Annotated in this window: 20 protein-coding genes; 12 read left to right on the top strand and 8 right to left on the bottom strand. The window is 51.4% G+C overall.

Annotated elements, in window-relative coordinates; translation table 11 throughout:
* Positions 1–57: 57 nt before the first annotated feature.
* Positions 58–1,218, top strand: a complete 1,161-nt coding sequence (locus tag BV405_RS08180) for an aminotransferase-like domain-containing protein (RefSeq protein WP_086480380.1) — start codon at positions 58–60, stop codon at positions 1,216–1,218.
* 131 nt (positions 1,219–1,349) lie between these two features.
* Here the strand turns inward: BV405_RS08180 and BV405_RS08175 are convergent, their stop codons facing one another.
* Both BV405_RS08175 and BV405_RS08170 read right to left on the bottom strand, forming a co-directional pair.
* Positions 1,350–2,063 (bottom strand): type 1 glutamine amidotransferase, encoded by a 714-nt coding sequence (locus BV405_RS08175; protein WP_086480379.1) that lies wholly within the window; start codon positions 2,061–2,063, stop codon positions 1,350–1,352.
* 555 nt (positions 2,064–2,618) lie between these two features.
* Positions 2,619–2,867: a DUF2789 family protein gene (locus tag BV405_RS08170; protein ID WP_086480378.1), complete on the bottom strand. Its 249-nt coding sequence runs from the start codon at positions 2,865–2,867 to the stop codon at positions 2,619–2,621.
* A gap of 156 nt (positions 2,868–3,023) precedes the next feature.
* Here BV405_RS08170 and BV405_RS08165 point away from each other — a divergent pair, with 156 nt between their 5' ends.
* Positions 3,024–3,545 (top strand): GIY-YIG nuclease family protein, encoded by a 522-nt coding sequence (locus BV405_RS08165; RefSeq protein WP_086480377.1) that lies wholly within the window; start codon positions 3,024–3,026, stop codon positions 3,543–3,545.
* A 108-nt stretch (positions 3,546–3,653) separates the two neighbouring features.
* Here BV405_RS08165 and BV405_RS08160 read toward each other — a convergent pair whose 3' ends face one another.
* Complete coding sequence (locus tag BV405_RS08160; RefSeq protein WP_086480376.1) at positions 3,654–4,493, bottom strand: alpha/beta hydrolase; 840 nt, start codon at positions 4,491–4,493, stop codon at positions 3,654–3,656.
* Between the two features lie 339 nt (positions 4,494–4,832).
* Here BV405_RS08160 and BV405_RS08155 point away from each other — a divergent pair, with 339 nt between their 5' ends.
* A complete protein-coding gene (locus BV405_RS08155) occupies positions 4,833–5,609 on the top strand; it encodes an alpha/beta fold hydrolase (RefSeq protein ID WP_086480375.1) in 777 nt (258 codons plus the stop codon).
* Positions 5,610–5,737: 128 nt separating this feature from the next.
* Complete coding sequence (locus BV405_RS08150) at positions 5,738–6,754, top strand: PQQ-dependent sugar dehydrogenase (protein WP_086480374.1); 1,017 nt, start codon at positions 5,738–5,740, stop codon at positions 6,752–6,754.
* Between the two features lie 101 nt (positions 6,755–6,855).
* Here the strand turns inward: BV405_RS08150 and hmpA are convergent, their stop codons facing one another.
* Positions 6,856–8,055, bottom strand: a complete 1,200-nt coding sequence (gene hmpA / locus BV405_RS08145) for an NO-inducible flavohemoprotein (protein WP_086480373.1) — start codon at positions 8,053–8,055, stop codon at positions 6,856–6,858.
* A 379-nt stretch (positions 8,056–8,434) separates the two neighbouring features.
* Between hmpA and norR the strand changes: the two genes are divergently transcribed.
* From norR to BV405_RS08130, 3 genes are all read left to right on the top strand, one after another.
* A complete protein-coding gene (norR, locus tag BV405_RS08140) occupies positions 8,435–10,159 on the top strand; it encodes a nitric oxide reductase transcriptional regulator NorR (protein WP_086481130.1) in 1,725 nt (574 codons plus the stop codon).
* Positions 10,160–10,366: 207 nt separating this feature from the next.
* Positions 10,367–11,656, top strand: coding sequence for an HD-GYP domain-containing protein (locus BV405_RS08135; RefSeq protein ID WP_086480372.1), 1,290 nt, complete (start codon positions 10,367–10,369; stop codon positions 11,654–11,656).
* A 223-nt stretch (positions 11,657–11,879) separates the two neighbouring features.
* A complete protein-coding gene (locus BV405_RS08130; RefSeq protein ID WP_217895606.1) occupies positions 11,880–12,872 on the top strand; it encodes a hypothetical protein in 993 nt (330 codons plus the stop codon).
* Between the two features lie 93 nt (positions 12,873–12,965).
* Here BV405_RS08130 and BV405_RS08125 read toward each other — a convergent pair whose 3' ends face one another.
* From BV405_RS08125 to BV405_RS08115, 3 genes are all read right to left on the bottom strand, one after another.
* Positions 12,966–13,922 (bottom strand): NAD-dependent epimerase/dehydratase family protein, encoded by a 957-nt coding sequence (locus tag BV405_RS08125; protein WP_217895605.1) that lies wholly within the window; start codon positions 13,920–13,922, stop codon positions 12,966–12,968.
* 150 nt (positions 13,923–14,072) lie between these two features.
* Entirely contained in the window at positions 14,073–14,780 is a 708-nt protein-coding gene (locus BV405_RS08120) for a type 1 glutamine amidotransferase domain-containing protein (RefSeq protein WP_086480370.1), read from the bottom strand.
* Between the two features lie 257 nt (positions 14,781–15,037).
* Positions 15,038–15,496 carry a MerR family transcriptional regulator gene (locus tag BV405_RS08115; RefSeq protein WP_217895604.1) on the bottom strand — a complete coding sequence of 153 codons (459 nt, stop codon included), beginning with the start codon at positions 15,494–15,496 and terminating at the stop codon, positions 15,038–15,040.
* A 253-nt stretch (positions 15,497–15,749) separates the two neighbouring features.
* Between BV405_RS08115 and BV405_RS08110 the strand changes: the two genes are divergently transcribed.
* The 3 genes from BV405_RS08110 (at position 15,750) to BV405_RS08100 (ending at position 18,731) form a co-directional block, all read left to right on the top strand.
* On the top strand, positions 15,750–16,970 hold the full coding sequence (locus BV405_RS08110) for an MFS transporter (RefSeq protein ID WP_086480369.1): 1,221 nt from the start codon (positions 15,750–15,752) through the stop codon (positions 16,968–16,970).
* A gap of 84 nt (positions 16,971–17,054) precedes the next feature.
* The gene (locus BV405_RS08105) at positions 17,055–17,675 is read left to right on the top strand and encodes a bifunctional 4-hydroxy-2-oxoglutarate aldolase/2-dehydro-3-deoxy-phosphogluconate aldolase (RefSeq protein WP_086480368.1); all 621 of its coding nucleotides are present in this window, start codon (positions 17,055–17,057) and stop codon (positions 17,673–17,675) included.
* Between the two features lie 111 nt (positions 17,676–17,786).
* Positions 17,787–18,731, top strand: a complete 945-nt coding sequence (locus tag BV405_RS08100; RefSeq protein WP_086480367.1) for an eIF2B alpha/beta/delta subunit family protein — start codon at positions 17,787–17,789, stop codon at positions 18,729–18,731.
* Between the two features lie 52 nt (positions 18,732–18,783).
* On the opposite strand, the gene BV405_RS08095 is transcribed toward BV405_RS08100, so the two are convergent.
* Complete coding sequence (locus BV405_RS08095; protein ID WP_176330083.1) at positions 18,784–19,533, bottom strand: M23 family metallopeptidase; 750 nt, start codon at positions 19,531–19,533, stop codon at positions 18,784–18,786.
* 203 nt (positions 19,534–19,736) lie between these two features.
* Here BV405_RS08095 and BV405_RS08090 point away from each other — a divergent pair, with 203 nt between their 5' ends.
* Positions 19,737–20,435, top strand: a complete 699-nt coding sequence (locus BV405_RS08090; RefSeq protein ID WP_086480365.1) for an alpha/beta hydrolase — start codon at positions 19,737–19,739, stop codon at positions 20,433–20,435.
* Positions 20,436–20,584: 149 nt separating this feature from the next.
* A complete protein-coding gene (gene ccoM, locus BV405_RS17995; RefSeq protein ID WP_281251654.1) occupies positions 20,585–20,692 on the top strand; it encodes a cytochrome c oxidase subunit CcoM in 108 nt (35 codons plus the stop codon).
* Positions 20,693–20,773: the final 81 nt, after the last annotated feature.

Below are 20,773 nucleotides of genomic sequence, written 5' to 3'. Positions count from 1 at the left end.
TTCCGGGTTGAGTCTCAGTGACAACAAATATCATCATTTGCAAAAAAGGATCACTCTATGTCCAGCCCCTCACCGGAATTGAAACTGTCCGCTTACGCTAACCGTCTGCCGGGTTCTCCTGTGCGTGAGATTCTGTCGGTCAGCCAACAACCGGGCATGATCTCTTTTGCCGGTGGCCTGCCCGATGCTTCTGTTATGCCTGAGATGCCAGAACTGGGCGACCTGACCAGCATTAAACAATACGGCACCTCTGACGGTGAAGCTCTGGTAAAACAGGAGCTGGTTAAGTGGCTGGGCGGCGAAGGCCTGACCTGCACCGAAGATCAGATTATGATCACTTCCGGTTCTCAGCAGGGTCTGGATCTGGCCGCGCGTATTCTGGTAGATGCCGGTACTCAGGTTGTGGTTGAAGACCCGACTTATCTGGCGATGCTGCAGGTTCTGCGTGGTCTGGGTGCTGATCTGCTGCCATTTGATCTGGGCGAGAACGGTGTTGATCTGGAGTCTCTGGGGAAGCAACTGAAAGATAACAACCCACGTATGGTTTATCTGATTCCGACCTTCCAGAACCCGACTGGTTACAGCTACACCGAAGCCGAGCGTATCGCTGTGGCTGAACTGATCGACCGTTACGATGTGACGCTGATCGAAGACGACCCGTACCGCGTTCTGAACTACGATAACGCCTTCACCCGTCCGATCTGTTCTTACCTGAAGAAAGCGACCTGGATGTACATGGGTTCTTTCTCCAAGATGCTGTGGCCGGGTCTGCGTACCGGTTATGTGGTTTCGCATCCTGATCTGTACCCTTGGATTCTGCGTGCTAAGCAGGCGACGGATCTGCACTCTAACCGTCTGGGTCAGAAGATCATTGGTGACTTTTTAGCGGCTGGTAGCCTGCCTGCGCACGTTGAGCGTCTGCAGAACCACTACCGTGTTAAGCGTGACCTGATGCAGAAGCTGCTGAAAGAGTACCTGCCAGCGTCTGTGAAGTGGAAACTGCCAGCGGGCGGTATGTTCTTCTGGCTGGAGCTGGAAACCGATACCCGTGAAGTTCTGCCGAAAGGTATCGAAGCTAAGGTTGTTCCTCTGCCGGGTACGCCGTTTGAAGTTGAGAAATCAGCAGGTAAAGCACTGCGTCTGAGCTTCAGTCAGATGACACCGGAAGATATGGAAGAAGGCCTGAAGCGTCTGGCTAAGGTTCTGGAAACTCTATAAGCCTTCTGGATTGGAAAGAGCTGTAAACCCTGAGAGGGTGTTTACAGCTCGCACAAAAAAGCCGGAATTTATCAGTGATAGATTCCGGCTTTTTTACGTCTGGCGTTCAGATTGCGCTATATCTGAGTGTGTTAGCTGGTTGTGGCCGTTGCTGTCGCCTCAAGCTGAGCCAGCATATAGCCCATAATCTGTTCCATACGTTGGTTGGCTTCGGAGAAGAGCTCCAGATCCACCAGCATAGCTTCTGCTGGTTGGGTATGGGTGCCATCTTCTTCGATCTCGTGACGGCAGGCATCTACCAGTTCACGGGCCGCATCCGGTGTGGTTTCCAGGTGGAACTGCAGGGCAACCACGCGATCCTGATAGATAAAGCCCTGTTGGCCACAACCTTCGCTGCTGCCGATGGACTTAGCACCTTCCGGCAAAGTGAAGGTATCACCGTGCCAGTGGAACGCCTGAAACTGCTGAGGCAGACCCAGCACCATGGCGTTCGGTGTAGCAGTAATCGGGAACCAGCCAATTTCACGCTCATCATTTTTGCTGACGGTGGCACCCAGTACCCGTGCGATCAGCTGCGAACCCAGGCAGATCCCCAGCAGCATCTTTTCCTGATCAATCGCTTCACGGATAAAGACTTTTTCTGCTTTCATCCAATCGACATTGAAATCATCGTTGGCGCTCATAGGGCCGCCAAGAATCATCAGCAGATCATAATCTTCGTGAGATGGCAGAGGGTCGCCTTCATGGAAGCGGGTCGTGGTCAGCGTATGGCCATTTTTTTCGGCCCAGCGGGCAATACTACCCGGCCCTTCGTAGGGAACGTGCTGAAAAACATGAATTCGCATCAATGCTGCCTCGCTTGCTGAAAATTCTGTGACCTGTGGATCATGCCATCTGTTCCCCAAATCGATGTTGTGCCAAAAGCGGGCAACACCGTTATCGGCTGCGGGTTATTTTTTAGCAGAGTAACGGATTGCTGGTCAGGGGAAAAGAGAGATGTACTTCTAATAAAGCTTTTCATCGGCTGATGCAGTGACAGAGATGTACTGGTTGCCAATGAGCTTTTGCTGCTTGTGGCCATCAGTCCGTTTGGGATCTGCTGGTTGCAGCCAGAAAAGATTGGGGAGTACGCCGCGAAGGCGTTTTTATTATCAGCTGTCCGAAGACAACTGGGAGGTTCGCTGTTTGCTGTCATATACCTTGGGTGCAGTCTTTAAATTGTTAAATTAAAACAGGAGGATAACAGGAAATTAACCCGATGCAATATAGCGAAACGCTAATGGCTGAGTGTCCGGTCAGGGTGTATTTTCACACTGACCGGACGAAAAAAGCGTTAGCCAGTTGATTTTATGTTTCGGAAATTGAAACTCTTTGGTTAATTTTGTATCGTTTGGGTGTGATTAATTATGATCTGCCGGTTCTGTCATAGCGCTGTGCAGGGTGTCAATCACTTCGCTCCAGTCTGAATCTTCATCCAGACCCTGTGCCAGAAAGGCCGCCTGAACATCTGTAAAGCAAGTGGCTTCGTAGATGGGCAGGTCTGCCGGGATGGGGGCGTTATCTCTGATAAATTGCTGGATAGATGTCTCGTCGCTGGGCAGGCCAAGCTGGTTAAACAGGTTGGTCATATTGTGAGTAGATAGATCCATGATCTGCCTCCTTCGTGCATGCGATAAGTATGATCATTTGTCTACGAACATGAACATTATGTTCTATAACAATGAATAACTGGTCGGGCAACCAATAACAAAAACGAGCCTGAATCAGTATAGAAACACAGACCAAAGAACGCTAACAGGGACCCTATGAAAAAAATAAAAGACCTGTCACGTCTCGATATTGCTGAACTGACCCGTCAGCTACCGAAAGAAAAGGGTACGTATCTGCTCTTTTTCGAGATGAAACACGCCAAAACCATCCGCGTTGGTAAACTGGCTGAAACTGAATTTGCTCCCGGCTACTACGCTTATGTGGGTAGTGCCTTTGGCCCCGGCGGACTGCACGCCCGGCTACGGCATCACCTGAGTATTAGTGAACGCTGCCACTGGCATCTGGACTATATTCGTCCTGCGATGCATTTCCTCTCCCTCTGGATCACCGAAGACTCTGAACCCCGGGAACATGACTGGGCGAATGTGCTGGCAAGTCTGCCGGGTTCTGAAGTGCCGGTGAAAGATCTGGGGGCGACGGATTGTCAGTGCCACGGTCATTTCTTCCGCTTTGATCAGCTGCCAACCCTCTGCGAGTTCCGTAAGCTATTGCGGGAGCAGGGCATGCTGGGGGCTGCGGTTGATGAGGTAAGCCGTTATCAGTTGAAGGCTGCCTGATCAGGCCAAAGCCTCAAGATAGGCATAGAAAAAACAAAGCCCCGTCAGAGTTAACTGACGGGGCTTTCTTTATTCTGGCTTGTTTCTGGCTTTACTGACGAGGGAGGGTTAAGCGCAGATCGCGTCTTCACATCCCATTTCTTCCTGATGCAGAAGTTCCGCAAGGGCGGCCGCAACGGTGGCTGCACCATCCTGCCAGTTATGATCCAGCATCACACCATGACCGGAATCCACCCAGTGGGCTTTGCAGCCGTAGGTAGCTGCAGTCAGAGTTACTGTCAGTTGAGGCACCAGCTGATCCTGTTTAGCTCCGACCACTGCGATAGGGGTTTTTGCCACTTCAAAAGGATTGGGCAGGTCGTTCCAGCTCATATCCCAGATCAGGCGCTGGGATTCCGGTACCATATACTGCAGCCATTTATCCAGCTGCTTCTGATCCACGGGGCCAGAGAACATATAGCGCTGCAGCTGAGCGGGTGTTGCCTGCTCCGGCATCATATAGGTTTGGGTCATCTCAAGGGTGGTAATCGGATTGCACCAGAGACTCTGAATCGACAATGGCATCATGCCCTGCGGCGGAATACTGCACAGCAAAACCGCACCGCGACCCACATGCTGAGTCAGGAAGCGCTGAACCACCATGCCGCCCATAGAGTGACCCACCAGCAGTGGCGGCTGCTTGTGGTTTTGCTCGATGGTGCGAATCGCATCTTCCAGATCCTGGGCGTAGTCTTTCAGGCTGTATTGACCGGTGGGGTCTGGGGAGGATGAGCGGCCGTGTCCCCGTAGACTAACGGCATAGGCGTGATAACCGTGATTGGCAAACCAGTCCAGAAAGTGTTCTTCCCAGATCCAGGCACCGCTGAAAATGCCATGAACAAACAATACCGGAACGGCATCTTCCTGTTTGGCCAGTCGGTAGACCAGCTCCAGTCGGGCAATACTCATGCAACACACTCCTGTGACTTCTTTGAAATACCATCTTCAGATTCAGGTTAGCGCATGTTTGGCATATCAATATGCAAGAGCGCTGATACATCTACGTTAATGATCGCCTGATTAATCAGCAAGCATTTTCAGCGAGGATGATAAACCCTGATGGTTTGGTGATGAGTTTACTTATGCTGCGTTGCGATATTAAGACAGGATGAATTCTCTGTGACTTACCCTGCCAAGGGATAGCTATGCTGGAAGAAGCGGTTTACGCATTGCATAATACGGCACTGAATTTTTTGTTTATCCAACGCTATTGATCGCTGATAGCGACACGACGATTTCGAGGTGCTTATGTCCGGCAACGCAGAGCTGTTTTATACCGAACAGGGGGAAGGTTTCCCGCTGATGATTATTCATGGTCTGTTCGGTTCTGCGGATAACTGGCGCACCCTCAGCAAGAAGTTTTCGGAAACCTATCGGGTTATTGCGCTGGATCTGCGTAACCATGGTCGTTCCCCTCATATCGAGGGCATGAGCTACGAGGCGATGGCCGCCGATGTGCTGGCGCTGATGGATAAGCTGGGTCTGGAAAAAGCACATATTCTGGGACACTCCATGGGTGGTAAAGTGGCCATGCAGCTGGCGCTGAACCAGCCGGAGCGGGTTGAGAAGCTGATCGTGGCGGATATCGCGCCGGTCGAATACGGGCATGGCCATGATGACGTACTGGCGGCTCTTTATGCGGTTCATAACTCCGGTGGTGCAGTGAGCCGTAAAGAGGCGGATGCGATGATGGCAGAGCATCTGGATACTCTGGGTGTGCGTCAGTTCCTGAGTACCAATCTTGAGAAGAAAGAGAACGGTAAGCTCGGCTGGCGCGTGGGTCTGGATCAGATCAATGCTGATTATGATTCTGTGGTTAAAGCGCCATCCGGTAATGCGTTTGCCAAGCCTTCACTCTTTATTCGTGGTGAAGTGTCTCACTACGTAGAAGACAGCTATCTGCCTCAGGTTGATGCGCTGTTCCCCCATAACCAACTGATCACCATGGCAGGCTGCGGTCATTGGCTGCATGCGGAAAAGCCACTGGATTTCCTCGCCCATGTGCAGGAATTCCTGAGCAGCTGATTTCTGCATCGGCTTGCTGAATAGAATCAGGCAAGAATCAGATACGATACGACAAACAGCCATTAAAGCCGTTGGGTTTTAATGGCTGTTTTCGTTTTCGAGTTGCTTGTTTTTCAGGAGGTCGGTCTATGCCCAAAATCCTTTCTGTTTTATTGCTTTTGCTGATGGGGGCTCTGTCTATGAGTATCCATGCCGCCGAAGCCCGTACGCTTGTGTCCGGACTTAACTACCCCTGGGATATTGAAGCCTACGGTGATGATTTCTATATCACAGAGAAGTCAGGAAACCTTGGTGTGATCCATGAGGGACAATTAACCCGAATGCCTGTCGTCACATCTGTGCCGATTTTGGATAGCAAGGGTGGCGGTCTTTTGGGAATGGCGCTTTTCCCGAACTTCTCTGAAACTCAGCGGGTCGCTCTTTATCAGCACTATGGTTCTGAAGGTCAGCGCCGGAATCGCGTGATTGAAGTCGTTCGTGATGGCAATCAATGGCGGGAAACCCGAGTACTGCTGGATAATATTCCGGGACACCCGCTCTACAATGGCGGTCGGGTCGCGTTTGGCCCAGATGGCATGCTCTATATCAGCACGGGCTGGACTGAGAATCGGAGTCGGCCTCAGGATCTGAAAAGCCTTGCAGGGAAAATCCTGCGTATCAAACCGGATGGTAGTATCCCAGCAGATAACCCGTTTCCCGACTCTCCTGTCTGGTCGTTAGGCCACCGAAACCCGCAGGGCATCGCCTGGGATAATTCTGGACAGTTATTTAACGCCGAGCATGGTCAATCCGGCCATGATGAAGTTAACCGTGTTCAGGCCGGGGCTAATTACGGCTGGCCGCTGATTCAGGGTGATAACCAAAGGGAGGGGATGCAGCGTCCTTTGGCTCACTCCGGTTACTCCACCTGGGCACCATCAGGACTGGCCTATGATGGTAAGCATCTGGTTGTCGCAGCTTTGAGGTCGCAGGGGATTCTTCTGATTGATCCCGACACAGGAAAAACGGTGAAGTCTGTTTCTCTGGGGGAGCGCATCCGGGATCTTTTGGTGAAAGAGGGGGTTATCTATGCTATTACCACCAATCGCTCGCCACGCTACGATGGGGATTCAGATGACCGGCTGATCAGGGTGTCGATTGACTGATCCTTGATGGCTTTGTTGTTGGTCTTTTGAACAAAGAGCCCCGCTGGTGCGGGGCTCTTTGTGTTTACGGTTTACAGGCCTTGTGAGTTTAAAGCCTTGCCTTAAAGCTCGGCGTGTGGCCCGAAAACTTCGTAGTGGATGCGGTCTGTATCAACGCCCAGTGCCAGCAGCTGCTTTTTGACAAAGGCCATAAAGGCGACTGGGCCACAGAGGTAGAAGTCGCCCCCCGCAACCGGAAGATCGCTGGCAATAGCGCTCAGCTCCATCAGACCAGTGTGTAGGTTGCCTGCCGTTGTTGTTGCTTCTTCAGCGCCCTGGTTGTACCAGACGTGGGAGCTGAGGTTCAGGCATTCGCTCAGCTCATGCACACGGCGTTCAAAGGAGTGCTGGGCTGCATTTTCACAGGCATGCAGGAAGCTGACCGGTTGCTGGTAGCTGGATTTAGCCAGTGATTCCAGTGTCGCGATCATCGGTGTGATACCAACACCGGCAGAGATCAGTATCACGGGCTTCTGGTGGTCGGTGAAGAAGAAGTCGCCAGCCGGTGCAAAGAGTTCAACTTCATCTCCGCTGGTCAGCTCATCGTGCAGATAGTTGGACACCAGACCATCAACGTCACCCTGCTCCCGCTTGACCGAGATACGGTAGCTTTTCCCGTTAGGGGTATCAGAAAGTGAGTACTGACGGATCTCTTCAAACTCAGAGCGGCTCGGTTTAACACGGATACCCAGATACTGCCCCGGTTTGTAATCCACCACAGGCTGCTGATCAACCGGCACCAGAATCAGACTTTTAACCAGTTCGGATTCCTGTTTGGTGGCCTCGATACGGAAGCGGCGTGCACCTTCCCAGCCGCCGGCACTTTGGGCATTTTCCTGATAGATCTCACTTTCGCGCTGAATAAAGATATCGGCCAGCTGCTGGTAGGCGGCGGTCCAGGCATCTTCCACTTCGGGAGTGAACGCATCCGGAGCCAGCTCCTTCAGAGTTTGAATCAGGTGATGACCCACAATGGAGTATTGCTCCGGACGAATATCAAAGCTGGTGTGCTTGTGCGCGATGCGCTCAACCGCAGCATGCAGAACTGGCAGGTTGTCGATGTGTTGTGCGTAAGCGGCAACGGCATTGAACAGTGCAACGGACTGACGGCCGGAGTGCTGGTGGCTCATGTTGAAGATATTTTTCAGCTCAGGGTTGTGGCTGAACATGCGGGTGTAGAAGTGTTCGGTGATTTTGCTGCCTGCGCTTTCCAGAAGAGGGATAGTGCTTTTAACGATGTCGATCTGTGCTGATGTAAGCATGGTGTGGGGTACCTCTGTTCTCTGCCTGATTGGCTGATTGCTTGGTTAATTGCCGGGTCGTTGGATTCGGTGTCGATTGATTCGCTTGTCCTCAGACTGAGTCCTCAATAGAAACGATCCGGTTTTTGTGTCCGATAGTTGATCGCCCCTGATCTTGCCGTGCTGTAAGGCTTCTTCCGGTGAGCTGGATATCGGTTTTTCTGATCGGCGGTAATAGTCATTGCACTGGTTGTGCCATGCTTTTAATTGTCTTTAAAAACAATGGGTTACGGTTTTTTGGTTCTTTGTTTTATGGATTGTAAGGTCAAAATGACTCTTTGTTTTTAAAGTCAAAATGACCTATAAATGTCTTTTTGAAACTAAATCGCCAGAGTCTGATATGTCGGATCACACAAGCCACTCAAATCACACAAGCCTCCCTAATCACCCATCTTCTTCCTCTCAGGGCGTGGCTTCGCCGGTCAGTCAAAGCACACTGCTGCAGTTTGCTATTGATCTGGCGGACAGTCTGAGTGCACAGGATAGGTTCGACCGGCTGTTGAATGCGGTGCGGGGCAGTATTCCCTGTGATGCGGTAGTCCTGCTGCAACGATCCGGAGGGGAGTTAAAGCCTCTGGCGCAGAAGGGACTTGGGGCGGATGCTCTGGGTCGGCGTTTCGAGATAGAGTCCCACCCGAGGTTTTCGGCCATCTGTCAGTCTCAGAGCCCGGTTCGCTTTGAACGGGATTGCGGCTTACCGGATCCCTATGACGGTATGCTGCAGGGCTTCTCCGGCGATCTGCCGGTACATGCCTGTATGGGGCTGCCGTTGCTGGCGGACGGTCGCCTGATCGGCGTGCTGACGCTGGACAGCATGACCCCGGAGGCTTTTGAGCATATCCCGCTGCAAACCCTTGATGTGATCGCAGCGATGGCGGCGGCCAGCCTGAAAACCGCCATGTTGCTTCAGCATCTGGAAGCGGATTCCCTCCACGCCCGTAACGTCATCAGCGAGCTGACACAGGAAGCGCTGGCGAAAGATGGCGGTGAGCTGATCGGCGATAGCGAGCCGATGCTGAAGCTTAAACAGGAGCTGGCACTGGTGGCTCCTTCGGACTTTGCCATCCTGATTGAGGGAGAAACCGGTGTCGGCAAAGAGCTGGCTGCCCGCACTCTGCACGGCCTTTCACAAAGAGCTTCTGGGCCTTTGGTCTATGTTAATTGCGCAGCGATTCCTGAGAATCTGGTTGAAAGCGAGCTTTTTGGTCACGTTAAAGGCGCATTTACGGGTGCGGATCGTCATCGAGAAGGCAAATTCAGTCTGGCTGATGGCGGCACCCTGTTTCTGGATGAGATCGGTGAGCTGCCGTTGCTGGCGCAAAGTAAGTTGCTGCGGGCGTTACAGAATCAGGAGATTCAGCCGGTGGGGCAGGATCAGGTGGCTAAAGTGGATGTCCGTGTACTGGCAGCGACCAACCGGGTTCTGCAGCAGGAGGTTGAGCAAAAGCGCTTTCGGGCCGACCTCTACCACCGCCTGAGCGTTTATCCGGTAAAGATCCCACCTCTGAGGGAGCGCTACGGTGATGTCAGTTTGCTGGCCGGTTATTTTCTGGAGCTGTCACGCCGCAAGCTGGGGCTTGAGCAGCTGCTGCTGGAAGAGGAGGCGCGTCAGGTGCTGGAAGTGTACAGCTGGCCCGGTAATGTTCGTGAGCTGGAGCATGTGATCGGGCGGGCGGCTTTGGTGGCCAATGCGGAAATGGCCAAAGAGAGCGTCGGCAGGCCTCAGAGCCTTGCTGTGGGGCTGAAAAAAATGACCCGTATTCAGCCCCGTCATCTGGGTAATATTGCGGTGGATCTGCCCCTGAGCCCGAACACAGAGCAGGGTTCTGTCCCTGAATCAGCAGGTTCTGCATCAGCTGTCTCACTTATCCCTGATCCTGCCAGCGAATTAGGGCTTAAAGCGGCAACGGAGGCTTATCAGAAGCAGCTGATTGTGCGTGCAGTATCAGAGGCTGACGGCAACTGGGCTGAAGCAGCGCGTCAGCTGAAGACGGATCGGGCGAATCTGGTTCGACTGGCTAAGCGTTTGGGAGTTGAGGTCGTCAGACAGGTGTCTGTGCGTTAGTCAGCGCTAAGGTGGTAATGCTCAGTGCCTTCTCAGTGATAACTCTGCTGGCTGTTTGCTTCATGAAAGCGCTATAGTTGAAAGCTTATCCTCCGGGCTTGCCGATTAAGCGGGTAAGTGCGAAACAAGATGTCGTGGTTTGCGGAGGATTAAGCGTGATGCACTGTTGTGAGATCTGTGTATCTGGTTATTAAGGATAAGAGTGATATGGCGATTGAATCTTTGGTAATACCCAAGGTTGAGGCAATAGACGGCATCAAGATTGATGTCGGTCGTGCAGCTCATACGGTAACCAAGGCGCTGGATTATGTCGGTGTGGACGATCACAGCCATGGTCGCCGTGTAGGCCTGATCTGCCATCGTATTGCCCATTATTTGGGGTGGGATCAGGAACGTCGGCACTTTGTTCTGTTAGCCGGTATGCTGCATGACTGTGGTGTCTCCTCTACAGAAACCCACCGTAAGCTGGTGGAGGAGATGGAGTGGTCGGGCGCGAATGAGCACTGCCTGCGTGGCGAATATTTTCTTGAAAGCTTCTCACCATTCAAAGCCTATGCCGAGGCAATTCGTTACCACCATACCCGCTGGAACAAGCTTCCGGAGCATCTGAGCCAAGATACCAAAGAGTACAGTAACCTGATTTTTCTGGCGGATCGTCTGGATGTCGCTTTTGCCGGTTTCAGAGAGAAACATCCGGAGTATCAGGTGCTGCTCAACAAGAATGTGGTGCTCGATCGTGTCCGTCCTTATGTGGGTACGCTCTTCTCCGGTGAACTCTTTGCTGCCCTTGAGCAGGCGGCGAAGAAAGATACTTTCTGGCTGGAGCTGCAGGATCTCTATCTGGATGAAACCATCTTTGAAACTCTGGCTTCTATCGATTACACCCTGACCATGAGCTTTGATGAGATCGAGGCTTTGGGTGAGCTGATCTCTCAGATTGTCGATGCTAAAAGTCCCTTCACCCATTATCACAGCCTGCGTGTGGCCGATCTGACCTATACCTTATCCGGCCTTCTGGGTTTTGATTCCTATCAGCGCCGGATTCTGCGTTTAGCAGGTTTGCTGCATGATGTTGGTAAGCTGCGCACTCCTGATCAGATTCTGGAAAAACCGGGAGCGCTGACCGACGACGAGCTGGCGCAGATGCGTTGTCATCCGCTGGATAGCAAACATGTGCTGCAGCTGCTTTTCCCTCAGACGCCCATTGCCAAATGGGCTTCGGAGCATCACGAGAAACTGGATGGTTCCGGTTATCCCCATGGTTGGTCTGGTGAACAGATCGATGGCCCGACCCGGGTGCTTACCCTGTGCGATATTTTTCAGGCGCTGTGCCAGAAACGTCCTTATCGTGATCGCCTGCCCGTTACAGAAGTGCTGACCATTATGGATAAGATGGTGGCGCTAGGGCAGCTGGATGCCGGTATCTATCAGCTGATGAAAGCCAATAGTGATGAGCTTTATCAGATCGCTATTCGGGAGGGTGGTTATCTCAATTAAAGGATAGCTTTAGCTCCTTAAACCGGAGATGCCCCTTAATAAAACGTGTATCCCGAAAGCGACAGATCCCCCCATAAAACTCATAAAACACGGTACTTTGCTTCTTGACCTTAAAGTTAGATTTAACCTTAAGGTGTCTTTCTTCTGCGGTCTTATGCCGTTCCGACCATCTTCGGGTTTTAGTTGCCCGGATAAGGTTTTTCTAAGAAAGAGGAAGTACCCGATGTTTAAACGTTTTTCTGCGTCAGCTTTGTTGCTTGGGGCAATGTCGACATTTGCTCTGGCTGATACTTCGGCCTCTGGTGATCAGGCTATGATCGATATTGCCGGATATTCCGTTCCAGTTGTGAAAGATGGCCTTTATGACCGTTATCGGTCTAACCCGCCATTGTCTGTTATCCGACAGGAATCTCCGCAGACGGATCTGAGCTGGTTTGAAACTCTCGATAAGAAGAAAGTTGATATCGGTTTCGAATCCTATTCTCCGAACTTTTATTACCACAACAGCAAGGTAACGGTGATCTACACTGCGGATCTGGATCGACTCAGGGAGCTTATGCCGAGAGATGTATTAGCACAGGCTAAGCCGCTTCAGATCTGGCCGGGCAGAGGTTTGGTTGCCCTTACTGCCTATGCTTACCACTATTGCGATAATGATGAGTACAACGAAATTTCTCTGGCGGTGATTACGCAGAAGCCAGGGCATTTTAATATGGGGCCGGTTAGTCTGGTGCGACAGGCGATGTCGAAGGATTTCTGGGGTTATGTGCTGAAACTTCCGGTGGATACTGAGCTGGCCAGAGTTCGTGGTGTTGTCGGCTATAACCTGCCGAAGTGGCTGACTCCCATTGAGTATCAGGATAATGCTGACTCTATCGTCTTCAGAGTATTAGACTCGCAAACTGGGCAGCTTGAGATGGCTCTGGAAACACAAAAACTGCAGGATCTCTCAGAAGAACCCGCATTGGTGACAAACAGCTTTACCAATCTGTCGGTGTCAGGTGAGCTGAATTATGGTCATGCGGTTTCCCGTCAGTTGAGTTACGCCTCCAGTACGGATGATGACGACGTAAAGCTTGAACTGGGAACGGGAAATTTTGCTCAGTTTATCCGGTCGTTAGACTTGGGGAAAATGTTGAGATATGACTATGTACCGGAATTCCAGAGTGCCCTGTATGCACCGGAACCTCTGATCACTCTGTTAGCGGATGATTAATCCTTATTCGCAGAAATGAAAAGGTCTGCAGCATAAAAAAGGGGGGATCTGAGTTTATTCAGATCTCCCCTTTTTTATTGTCCAAATGTGCCGTTAATTAACGGCTGCGACATAATCGGGAATACCTTGTTCTGCCCTGATGGCAATCAGCCCCTCCCGCAAAGGCGTAATGCGAAAGTCGGGAAAGCGGGCTTTAAATTTATCCGAGACAAACAGATTGTCTGTCTTATAGCGGGGCAGAAGTTCCTCTGTCTCCCGAATCGTTTTATTGAAGCGGGCAGCGATCCAAAGTTGCCAGTGTTTAAGCACCCGATAACCTCTATGGGTTGCGAACACCTCTTCTGCCGTTTGTACAAATTCCCGATAGGTTGGGCGTTCGTCGTCACAGGGCAGATGCCATGTTTCACCATAGGCATCAGGTGTGTTACCCAGCAGGGCCATGGCGCGGCTGGCGTCTGGCGTGAAGATTAGGCTTCTTTGGGTATCGTCCCGCAGAAAGACTTTGGCCTCTTTTCCCTTTAACAGATTGTCGATGATGGTGCTGTTGGTGATGCTTTGTGTTTTGCCCGGCCCATAGAATTCCGGAGCTCTGCAGATCAGAGCTTCCAGACGCCTCTGATGCATAGCGTCTAACAGCATCTTGGTAATCAGACCGCGTACCCGACCTTTCACTCCGTTGGGTGAGAAAGGTGTTTCTTCCACCTGTGGTTCATGGGTTTGCGGGTACATATAGGTGTTGTCGAAATAAACCAGTTTGGCCTTATGAGTAACACAGGCCTCGATGACGTTGCGCATCATGCCAGGCCATTGTGATGCCCAAAGTTCACTGTTCATCGGCAGGCCTGCGGTCATATAAACAATGTCAGAGCCTGCAACTGCTTTGAGGGTTTGTTCATAATTCATCAGATCAGCACTGACAACTTCGTCGTTTGGATGAATTTTTTCCGGTTTCCGGCTGACAAGACGCAGCTGCGCGTTGAAGTCCCGTTTCAGGCTGATGGCTAGTTCCCGGCCGATCTGACCGTTAGCACCTAAGATTGTTTGCATCATGATTACCTCATCAATGTCGTTTAGCAGGATCTTAAGCTTGAAGTAAAGTTTAAGGTCAACGCTTAAAAAGGACGGAGACGTAAAAAGATTGGCGCATAAAAAAGCCGCGCTGGTGGCGCGGCTTTGAATACGGGGGGGCGTTTCTGGGCGCTAAAGGTTCTCGGCCTTCAACAGCGCGATAACACGGTCAGCAACGGCTTTGGCTGAACTTGGGTTTTGTCCGGTAACCAGACGGCCATCAGTAATGGCGTGGGGAATAAAAGGAATCCAGCTGCTTTGGTAGCGCGCTCCCTTTTTATTCAGTTCATCCTCCAGTAGGAAAGGGACGTCATCTTTCAGGCCTGAAAGCAGCTCTTCCCTGTTGGAAAACCCAGTCAGGTTACGGTTCTGTATCAGAGGATTTCCTGTGGCATCTTCTAAATTGATCAGTCCGGCAACACCGTGACAGACTGCTGAGACAACGCCTCCATTCCGGTAGATGGTCTCAGCAACGTTTTTTAGGGGAGGGTTATCTCTGAAGTCCCACATTACGCCGTGGCCTCCGGTAAAGTAGATCGCATCGAATTCGGTCGGATCAACTTCATCTGCTGCTGGGGTGTTGTTCAGTCTGGCCTGAAAGATTTCGTCATTCAGATAACTTCTGGCACTGCGATCCATGTAGAGCCAGCCCAGACTGCGTTCGTCTAAAGGCACATTGCCCCCTAACGGACTGGTAAAGGTGGTTTCAAACCCAGCCTGTTCAGCCTTCTCAAGAAAATGCGTCAGTTCGGTTAACCAAAGACCTGTGGCGTCGTTACGGTTCGGGTATTCAGAATGATTGGTCAGAACAATCAGAATCTTTTTGGGAGCAGAGAGCATAGTGTTGTTCCTATCAGAAGGCGGAATTGAATCTTTGACTTGGGATACATTCGCTTTTCTATCAGGCGATACTCCTGCTTGCCTGTCCGGTGACATTTCTGCAGAAGCGCAGGCTGTTAACGCGCTGATGGACAGGCTCAGAAAAAGCCATCGTAATCTCCGAAACATGATGCAGGCTCCTGTCATTACAAGGAATTGAATAGCATATTGGCTGCCTGTCATGCTGCCCTTGAACCTAGCTTTAAGGTCAATACCCGTTATGATTTTTTCTTCGCTGTACTCTCTGTAATTTCTGTAATCTCTGTACTCGCTGAAAGGCCGAATTGGGACAGAACGCGTTTGGCGTTATCGGAGCAATTCATATCATCCGGCTTTGCCTTAATTTCAGCTTCTATTTCAAGAAGTTGTTTCTTGCTTTCTGCCAGTTTTATTTCCAGCTCTTCGATATCTCTGATCTTTTGTTGTAACGCGCTCAGTAGTGACGAATGATCCCAGCTGGCTAGATCTGAGGGTAGTAGTGTTTTTAGTTCATCCAGACTAAATCCGGCTTTTTGAGCGGTGGTGATAAGTCTGAGAACGGTGACAGCTTCCCGAGGATAGGCCCGGTAGCCATTGGCATTCCGGGTGACGGTCTTTAGCAGCCCAACTCGCTCGTAGAATCGAATACGTGAGGCTGCCAGCCCTGTTTGTTTGGCCAGTTCGCCAATTTTCATCATCGTCGATCTCCTCTTTTATTGGTTTTGTAATCTGGGGCTGGCGGGTTAGAGGTTTATTTATAGAGTTTACAGGATTAGTTTAAACCTTAACTTAAAGGTTAGAGTTTTAGTTGACCAATTATTCTCATGCCTGATCGTCGAGCTGACTGCTTGATCAGGTTATACTTGAGTAATTCAGAGGGGCTTTAGGCCCCTTTTTTTGATTCCCATATTTCAGCCCGCAGCGCCCTGCTGTTCCGGCTGTGGAGTTCTGATGAATTCACAACACTCCGATACCCTGCCAGGCGAATGGCGGGTCGTGATTCTGGTTACCCTGATTCAGTTTATCAATATCGTCGATTTTATGATGGTGATGCCTCTGGGGCCGGATTTTACCCATGATCTGAATATTCCTATGTCGGATCTGGGCTTGATCGGCGGCAGCTATACCTTTGCTGCCGCAGCCTCCGGCTTCTTTCTCAGTCGACATCTGGATCGTTTTGATCGTCGGGCGATTGCTATCTTTGCCATGGCTGGGCTTTCGGTCAGTACCTTTGCTGCCACGTTGGCGGTTGATCAGGTGACACTTCTGATCGCCCGAATCTGTGCCGGTGCCTTTGGTGGTCCTGCATCAGCCATCGGTATGGCGATGATTATCGATGTGGTGCCGCCCAAACGTCGGGGGCGGGCGATGGCGATTGCCATGGGGTCTTTCTCGGTCGCGGCGATTGCGGGTATTCCCTTTGGTCTGGAGCTGGCGAACTGGCATGGCTGGCAAACGCCTTTCTATGCCATTGCTCTTTGTGGTGTGACGGTACTGCTGGCGATTTATCTGCTGTTGCCAAAGATGGATGGCCACAAAGGCAAGCATGAAGGTAAGCCTGCGGTAGGTGTTTTGTCCTTGCTGAATAAGTCGCTGACCCGTTGGGCGTTGATGTTGGTGGTGGTTTCCATGTTTGGTAACTTCCTGCTGATTCCTAACCTGTCGGCCTATATCCAGTTCAATCTGGGCTTTCCGAGGGAACGGATTGGTGAACTCTATATGATTGGTGGCGTGGCATCTCTGATCGGGATGCAGGTCACCGGTTATCTGACGGATCGTTTTGGCAGCCTGGGAACCGGAACGGTGGTTTGTCTCGGGCTGGCACTGGTGCTTTGGTATGGTTTTATGCAGCAGCCGGATCTGGTTTGGGTGCCGCTTATTTTTGCCGGTTTTATGGTGTTCTCCTCTGCCCGTCGGGTGACGCAAAATGCGCTCACCAGTATGACGCCTGAAGGACATGAGCGGGCGGCCTATACATCGGCTCAGTTTGCCTTTCAGCATGTCTCGACCGGTATCGCTGCGGTGGGGAGTTCCTGGGTGCTGACGGCGGATGAAACCGGTGCGCTTCAGGGGATGGTGTTGCTGAGTACCATCACGATGATTTTCGTTCTGGCTCAACCGGTTATGATGTGGCGGCTGAAGCAAAAGCTGGATCGCAGACCGGTTCAATAAGGGGTATATTAAGCCCCGGATATAGCAAGGCTGATTTATCGGCCTGTAATATCTGAAACGATTATTAGATGCTGAGGAGTTATCATGTTTTTGTCTCAACTGAGCCACCAGAAAGTGCTGCCGGTACTGGTGCTGGAAACCAAAGAGCAGGCGGATTGGGTTGGCGGTTGTTTTGTTGAGGCAGGTATTCAGCATCTTGAAGTGACCCTGCGCACCTCAAAGGCGCTGCAGGTGATTGAGCATCTGAACCGCAATTTTCCGGAGCTTTCCGTGGGGGCAGGTACTGTGCTCAATGCCCATCAGATTCAGTCTGCGGTGGATGCAGGCTCCCGCTTTATTATCTCTCCCGGTGCAACGGATAAATTGCTGGAATCTGCGCAGGATTGCCCGGTGCCTTTCGTGCCCGGTGTGATGACGCCTTCTGAAGCGATGCGCGCCCGTGATTATGGCTTCGGGTTGCAGAAGTTCTTCCCGGCAGAAGCGGCCGGTGGTATCGCTCTGTTAAAAGCGATGGGCGCTCCCTTGCAGGATATTCGTTTCTGTCCGACAGGCGGCATTACCCTGAGCAATATGGCTGATTATCTGGAACTGAATAACGTACCTGTGGTGGGTGGCACCTGGCTGGTAACGCCTCAGGCTCTGGCGGATAATGATCGTCAGGCGGTGGTGAGCCGTCTTAATGAGCTTCATCAGGCACTAGCTTAAAGCAACTAAGCTGTTACGCGGCTATTTAAGCCCGGATGTAAGCGAAAACGTAAGCCAACAGAAAGCTAAAATAACAAGATCAGGATCTGAACAAAAAGGATTGTCCCCGGCATGTATATCAACAATGATCAGTTCAAAGAGCGTCGAATCCGTGCGGTAAAAGAGGATGTACGCAAAGGCGGCAGCGAGCTTTCCCGCAGTGCTCTGGAAGATCTGAAAGAGTACGCCAATACCTGTGATGCTGAGAGTCCCGCTGACCTGAAAAGTGAGCTGATGGATCTTGCGATGCAGATGCAACTGGCGCGTCCGAGCATGGCGGTACTCTGGAATATGATGCAGCGCTGGATCGATCAGCTGGCGGGTATGCCGGAAGATGCGATGGATAATGCCCGTCAGTATGCGATGGAGCAGGCCGAGGCGCTGCAGCAGATGTCGGTTCAGGCGGGGCGTTCGATTGTTCAGGCGATGAGCCCGCAGATTCCACCGGGCAGTGTGATTCTGACTCACAGCTTCAGTACCACGGTGCTGGCTGTGCTGGAAACGATGCAAACCGCAGACTGCAAAGTGATCATGACCGAGGCACGCCCGGGGATTGAAGGTCGTCGTTTGGCTCGTGCTTTGTCTGAGATGAAGATCGAAACCACCTATATCGCTGAAGCTCAGCTGGGTTGTTTTATCGATTATGCTGATGTGGTGCTTTTGGGAGCAGACAGTGTGCTGGAAGATGGTTCTGTGGTTAACAAGGCAGGCACTTATCTGGTGGCGCTGGCTGCAAAGGACCATGGTGTGCCGGTCTTTGTTGCGGCAGAAAGCTTTAAGCACAGCCATCGCCGCGCGGATGAGATTGAGCTGGAAGAGATGGCGGAAGATGAGCTTCAGCTACCTGCGATCGATTTTGTCCGGGCACGGAATATCTATTTTGATGTCACGCCTGCCCGTCTGATCAGTTGCTGGGTGGATGAAAGCGGTGCCCGAACGGATTTTGCCAATGAATCCAAAGCGATGCCTGCAGGCTTTTTGCAGGATGCCATCACCAAACGCAAAAACCGCAGCTAAGGCTGCGGTTTTTCATACGTTATCTTTATCTTTTTACCCTTCAGGCCAAAAGCTACTCAATAATCGGCAGGTAGTTTTCCGGCGGGAGGGGCGCGCCCCGATCACGGAACTGGAAGTGAAGAGCTGCTCTGTTGACCAGAGTATTAAAGCCTACGGTGGCAATCGGCTGACGTTTCTGTACCGTATCACCGGCTTTCACCACTAAGGCTTCGCAGCTGGCATAAACCGTTTGCTGATCGCCCGGGTGTTGAATGATCACCACCTTGCCAAGACTGCGCATCTCACCCGCAAAACTAACGGTGCCTTCTTTGGAGGCAAATACGGTTTGTCCCGGTTGTGCCTGCAGGTTAACGCCTTTCTGAAGGCCCCAGTTCTCTTCACCAAAGCCATTGATCAGTCTAGGGTTAGAAATCGGCCAGATATAACCTGTGGCTGCTCTGCGGGGGGCAACGCCGATGATCAGCTTTTGTCCCGGATAGAGGCGATCATGATCAATTCCCGGGTTGCTTTGCTTCAGGCTGCCCAGGGGCACGGCAAAGTGATCGGCAATACTGCTCAGGGTATCGCCCTTTTGCACCGTGTATTGGATGCTTGGCGACTGAATATCAGCCCCTTCAACGGGAATCTGCAGTTCGGTGCCGGCTTTCAGGCGGTGAGGGACAACCTTAGGATTGAAGCGGGAGAGGGTCTCCAGATCTACCTCGTAGCGCCGGGCGATGCTGTAAAAAGTTTCACCGGGCTTAACCAGATGCACCTTGCTGGTGGCTGGGCCATAGGGCGAGCTGCTACAGGCGGAAAGCAAAAGGCTTCCCAGAAGAGCAGTTATGATAAAAAACAGCTTCGGCATGGCGTAGAATCTGGTTGAGATGGATAGATGCAGACGTGCGGCAGCATAAAGAAATTGCAGTCTGTTTTCAAAGATATCTTAAAAATAATGAGATAAAAGGGCAAAATCCAGCCTGATTCACGACAAATTAGCGACAGATTAACGGATACAGAGAATTAATGATGATGTTTACCCAAGGCATGAAAAAGATCGAAACCTCACCCCAACCGGATACCTGTGTGATCTGGCTGCATGGTCTGGGGGCTGGCGCTGATGACTTTATTCCTGCGGTGCCTTATCTGAAGTTGCCGGAGTCCGCCAAAGTCCGCTTTCTGTTTCCGCAGGCTCCCAACCGTCCTGTAACTATTAACGGTGGCTGGGAGATGCCTGCCTGGTACGACATTCTGAAAATGCTGCCGGAGCGCGAGATTGTACCTGAGCACCTTAAGGATGCCGCTAAAGGCCTGCATGATCTGACTCAACAGCAGATTGCGGAGGGTATTTCGGAGGATCGTATCTTCTGGATCGGTTTTTCTCAGGGCGGTGCGGTTGTGCTGGAGGCTTCTCTGAATGGAGCCCGTTATGCTGATGAGAAAGGTGAAGTGGTTAAACCTGCAGCGACCCTGGCGCTCTCAACCTATCAGGCACTGCCGGTAGAAGATGTCCATCCTCAGCTTAATAAGATGGTGTTCTGGCACGGCCATGGTTCGCAGGATGATGTGGTGCCTTTTACTATGGGGCGTAAGGCAGCAACCCTGACTGAAGAGCAGGCGGGGGAGTCTCAGTGGCATCCTTATCCGATGGCGCATGAAGTTTGTGTGGCTGAATTAGAGGCGATCGGTAGTTTCATTCAGCTTACTCTGGAGCAGCAGGGTTAATTTATTGACCCCTGTCACATGCGGGCTGCAGCTATATACAAAGTGGCTAATTAGTTTGATCTGGGGCAGGGTTTGTCCCCCCAACTCCTTGCTAATCTGACCTCAGTTGATTTGTTTAATGATGTAACGAACCCTCTGAGGTGATGACTATGTATATGGATGATGCTGTATTCGCTAGCCTTCTGGTAATCGGTGGTGCTATTGCTTTCTTTGGCGGTCTGATCTACTTCATCAAGAACGACAAGCCTAAGTCTTAATTGTTAGCGATAAACTCAGGATAGAGTTTATCGTGGCTTTCACTTTCGAAAGCACAATTTAAGCGCTATATTGAACCCATG

Source organism: Oceanospirillum sanctuarii, from assembly GCF_002150805.1.
Classification (GTDB): domain Bacteria; phylum Pseudomonadota; class Gammaproteobacteria; order Pseudomonadales; family Halomonadaceae; genus Oceanospirillum; species Oceanospirillum sanctuarii.
The sequence above is the reverse complement of the archived record's forward strand: the minus strand, read 5'-3'. Positions and strand labels throughout refer to the sequence as shown.

Excerpts from the sequence above, each read along its gene's own strand:
- BV405_RS08180 (WP_086480380.1), top strand. The coding sequence starts at position 58 with ATGTCCAGCCCCTCACCGGAATTGAAACTGTCCGCTTACGCTAACCGT.
- BV405_RS08175 (WP_086480379.1), bottom strand. The coding sequence starts at position 2,063 with ATGCGAATTCATGTTTTTCAGCACGTTCCCTACGAAGGGCCGGGTAGT.
- BV405_RS08170 (WP_086480378.1), bottom strand. The coding sequence starts at position 2,867 with ATGGATCTATCTACTCACAATATGACCAACCTGTTTAACCAGCTTGGC.
- BV405_RS08165 (WP_086480377.1), top strand. The coding sequence starts at position 3,024 with ATGAAAAAAATAAAAGACCTGTCACGTCTCGATATTGCTGAACTGACC.
- BV405_RS08160 (WP_086480376.1), bottom strand. The coding sequence starts at position 4,493 with ATGAGTATTGCCCGACTGGAGCTGGTCTACCGACTGGCCAAACAGGAA.
- BV405_RS08155 (WP_086480375.1), top strand. The coding sequence starts at position 4,833 with ATGTCCGGCAACGCAGAGCTGTTTTATACCGAACAGGGGGAAGGTTTC.
- BV405_RS08150 (WP_086480374.1), top strand. The coding sequence starts at position 5,738 with ATGCCCAAAATCCTTTCTGTTTTATTGCTTTTGCTGATGGGGGCTCTG.
- hmpA (WP_086480373.1), bottom strand. The coding sequence starts at position 8,055 with ATGCTTACATCAGCACAGATCGACATCGTTAAAAGCACTATCCCTCTT.
- norR (WP_086481130.1), top strand. The coding sequence starts at position 8,435 with ATGTCGGATCACACAAGCCACTCAAATCACACAAGCCTCCCTAATCAC.
- BV405_RS08135 (WP_086480372.1), top strand. The coding sequence starts at position 10,367 with ATGGCGATTGAATCTTTGGTAATACCCAAGGTTGAGGCAATAGACGGC.
- BV405_RS08130 (WP_217895606.1), top strand. The coding sequence starts at position 11,880 with ATGTTTAAACGTTTTTCTGCGTCAGCTTTGTTGCTTGGGGCAATGTCG.
- BV405_RS08125 (WP_217895605.1), bottom strand. The coding sequence starts at position 13,922 with ATGATGCAAACAATCTTAGGTGCTAACGGTCAGATCGGCCGGGAACTA.
- BV405_RS08120 (WP_086480370.1), bottom strand. The coding sequence starts at position 14,780 with ATGCTCTCTGCTCCCAAAAAGATTCTGATTGTTCTGACCAATCATTCT.
- BV405_RS08115 (WP_217895604.1), bottom strand. The coding sequence starts at position 15,496 with ATGATGAAAATTGGCGAACTGGCCAAACAAACAGGGCTGGCAGCCTCA.
- BV405_RS08110 (WP_086480369.1), top strand. The coding sequence starts at position 15,750 with ATGAATTCACAACACTCCGATACCCTGCCAGGCGAATGGCGGGTCGTG.
- BV405_RS08105 (WP_086480368.1), top strand. The coding sequence starts at position 17,055 with ATGTTTTTGTCTCAACTGAGCCACCAGAAAGTGCTGCCGGTACTGGTG.
- BV405_RS08100 (WP_086480367.1), top strand. The coding sequence starts at position 17,787 with ATGTATATCAACAATGATCAGTTCAAAGAGCGTCGAATCCGTGCGGTA.
- BV405_RS08090 (WP_086480365.1), top strand. The coding sequence starts at position 19,737 with ATGATGATGTTTACCCAAGGCATGAAAAAGATCGAAACCTCACCCCAA.
- ccoM (WP_281251654.1), top strand. The coding sequence starts at position 20,585 with ATGTATATGGATGATGCTGTATTCGCTAGCCTTCTGGTAATCGGTGGT.